Origin of the sequence: Kineococcus indalonis (genome assembly GCF_009906395.1) — a bacterium.
Taxonomy (GTDB): Bacteria; Actinomycetota; Actinomycetes; order Actinomycetales; family Kineococcaceae; genus Kineococcus; species Kineococcus indalonis.
Genome location: NZ_JAAALM010000506.1, coordinates 1 through 2,903 on the forward strand (window position 1 = coordinate 1; position 2,903 = coordinate 2,903).

3 protein-coding genes are annotated in these 2,903 nt (G+C 78.1%); 2 read left to right on the forward strand and 1 reads right to left on the reverse strand.

Annotated features, from left to right (window positions below; translation table 11 throughout):
- Positions 1-32: 32 nt before the first annotated feature.
- Both GTR00_RS18105 and GTR00_RS18110 read left to right on the forward strand, forming a co-directional pair.
- Positions 33-1,205: a fumarylacetoacetate hydrolase family protein gene (locus GTR00_RS18105; protein WP_166612972.1), complete on the forward strand. Its 1,173-nt coding sequence runs from the start codon at positions 33-35 to the stop codon at positions 1,203-1,205.
- Complete coding sequence (locus GTR00_RS18110; protein ID WP_166612973.1) at positions 1,202-2,155, forward strand: C-terminal binding protein; 954 nt, start codon at positions 1,202-1,204, stop codon at positions 2,153-2,155. The genes GTR00_RS18105 and GTR00_RS18110 overlap by 4 nt, the downstream gene beginning before the upstream one ends.
- Before the next feature lie 12 nt (positions 2,156-2,167).
- Here GTR00_RS18110 and thiE read toward each other — a convergent pair whose 3' ends face one another.
- Complete coding sequence (gene thiE, locus GTR00_RS18115) at positions 2,168-2,824, reverse strand: thiamine phosphate synthase (protein WP_166612974.1); 657 nt, start codon at positions 2,822-2,824, stop codon at positions 2,168-2,170.
- Positions 2,825-2,903: the final 79 nt, after the last annotated feature.

Genomic DNA, 2,903 nt, shown 5'->3' on the forward strand with positions numbered 1-2,903 from the left:
CCGCACCCCCCCCCCGCACGACCGGAGGAACGATGGAGCTCAGCAGCGACCGCGTCGCCGTCCTGCCCGACGACGCCGCCACGGCCACCCTGGTGGCCCGCGTCCACGACCCGGACGCCGGCGGCCCGTGCGTGGCCGCCGTGCGCGGGGACCGCCTGGTGGACCTGACCGGCGCAGCGCCCACCGTGTCGCAGCTGCTGGAGCGCGAGGACGCGCTCGACGTCGTGCGCAGCGCGCCGGGCGGGCGCGAGTGGGCGCTGGAGGAGGTGCTGGACGCCACGCTGCGGCGCACCGCGGGCGCGGCGCGGCTGCTGGCCCCGGTGGACCTGCAGGTGCTCAAGGCTGCGGGCGTGACGTTCGTGCGCAGCATGCTCGAACGCGTCGTGGAGGAGCGCGCCGCGGGCGACCCGGCGCGCGCGCAGGAGGTCCGCGACCGCCTGGCCGGCGTCGTGGGCGGCGCGATCTCCTCCGTGGTGCCCGGCTCCGAGCAGGCCGCCCGCGTCAAGGAGGTGCTGGTGGCCGAGGGGCTGTGGTCGCAGTACCTGGAGGTCGGCATCGGCCCGGACCCGGAGGTCTTCACCAAGGCCCCGGTGCTCTCCGCGGTGGGCACCGGCGCCGAGGTCGGGGTGCTGGACCGCTCCACCTGGAACAACCCCGAACCCGAGGTCGTGCTGGCCGTCACCTCCCGCGGCCGCGCGGTCGGCGCCACCCTGGGCAACGACGTGAACCTGCGCGACTTCGAGGGCCGCAGCGCGCTGCTGCTCACCGAGGCCAAGGACAACAACGCCTCCTGCGCGATCGGCCCGGTGCTGAGGCTGTTCGACGACGGCTACGGCCTGGACGACGTGCGCCGCACCGAGGTCTCCCTGCGGGTGGAGGGCCCCGAGGGCTACGTCCTCGAGGCGAGCAGCTCGCTGGCCGAGATCAGCCGCGACCCCCTCGACCTCGTCGCCCACGCCTGGGGCCGGCACCACCAGTACCCCGACGGGTTCGCGCTGTTCACCGGCACGATGTTCGCGCCCACCGACGACCGCTACCGGGCGGGGGAGGGTTTCACCCACGCCCGCGGCGACGTGGTGTCCGTCAGCGCCCCGCGGCTGGGCACCCTGGTCAACACCGTCACCTCCGCCGAGGAGGCCCCGCCGTGGGAGTTCGGCGTCACGGCGCTGCTGCGCAACCTCGCCGCGCGCGGGGTGCTGCGGTGACGCGCGTGGTGGTCACCGACCACGCCTTCCCCGCCGTGGAGCGCGAACGGGCGGTCGCCGAGCGCGCCGGCGCGGAGTTCTCCCAGCACCGCTGCCGCACCGAGGCCGAGACCGCCCAGGCCCTGACCGGCGCGGACGTCGCCCTGGTGAACTTCGCCCCCGTCACCGCCGCGGTGCTGGCCGCCATGGCCCCGGGCGCCACGGTGGTGCGCTACGGCGTGGGCGTGGACAACGTCGACCTCGACGCCGCCCGCGCCGCCGGCGTGGCCGTGGCGAACGTGCCCGACTACGGCAGCGACACCGTCGCCGACCACGCCACCGCCTGCCTGCTGGCCCTGCTGCGCAAGCTGCCCGCCTACGACCGGGCCGTGCGCGAGGAGGGCTGGATCCAGCCGGCGGCCCTGAGCCCGCTGCCGGGCTCGCGCTCCACGACCGTCGGCCTCGTCGGCACCGGGCGCATCGGCTCCGCGGTCGCCGCCCGCCTCGCGCCGTTCGGGTTCACGGTCCTGGCCCACGACCCCTTCGCCGACCCCGCCGCGCTGGCCGCGCGCGGCATCGTCGCCGTCGGCCTGGAGGAGCTGCTGGAGCGCTCGCACGCGATCTCCCTGCACCTGCCGCTCACCGACGCCACCCGGCACCTGCTCGACGACGCCGCGCTGGCCCGGGTGCGCCGCGGCGCGGTGCTGGTGAACACCGCCCGCGGCGGCCTGGTCGACACCGGCGCCCTCGTGCGGGCCCTGCAGGACGGGCGCCTGGGCGCGGCGGCCCTGGACGTCACCGAGCCGGAGCCGCTGCCGGCGGACTCCCCGCTGCGGCGGCTGCCGGGGGTGCTGCTGACCCCGCACGCCGCGTACTTCTCCGACGACTCCGTGGCCGACCTGCAGCGCCTGGCCGCCGAGGAGGTCGAGCGGGCGCTGGCGGGCCGGCCGCTGCGCTGCCGGGTGGCCTGACGCGGCCGGCCCTCAGGCGCCGGGCGGCAGGCGGCGCAGCAGCTCGGCGGTGGCGGCGGCCGGGTCCTCGGCCTGCGTGATCGCGCGCACGACCACCACCCGCGTCGCGCCCGCCGCGACGACCTCGTCCACCGTGGACAGGTCGATCCCGCCGATGGCGAACCACGGCGTCGCGCCGGCGCCCGCGGCGGCGCGGCGCACCAGCTCCAGGCCGGTGGCGACCCGGCCGGGCTTGGTGGGCGTCGCCCACGTCGGGCCGACGCAGGCGTAGTCCACGTCCGGGTCGGCCACCGCCGCGTCGAACTGCGCGGGGGAGTGCGTGGAGCGCCCGATCGCCGTGCCCGCCCCCACCAGTCGCCGCGCCGCGCCCGGCGGCAGGTCCCGCTGCCCCACGTGCAGCACGTCGGCGCCGGCGACGGCGGCGACGTCGGCGCGGTCGTTCACGGCCAGCAGGCGCCCGTGGCGGCGCGCGGCGGCGGCGAACACTCCCAGGAGCTCCAGCTCCTCGGCCGCCTCCAGGCCCTTCTCGCGCAGCTGCACGACGTCCACGCCGGCGGCCAGGACCGCGTCGAGGAACTGCTCCAGGTCGCCCTCGCGCCGGCGCGCGCCGGTGCACAGGTACAGGCGCGCGGCGCGCAGCGCCTCGCGGGGATCGGTGGCGGTCGGCACCCGCGCGAGTGTGCCAGGTGCGCCCGCGACGGCCCCGGCGGCGCCGGGCGCTCCCGCGCGGGGGCAGGGGTGTGGGGGC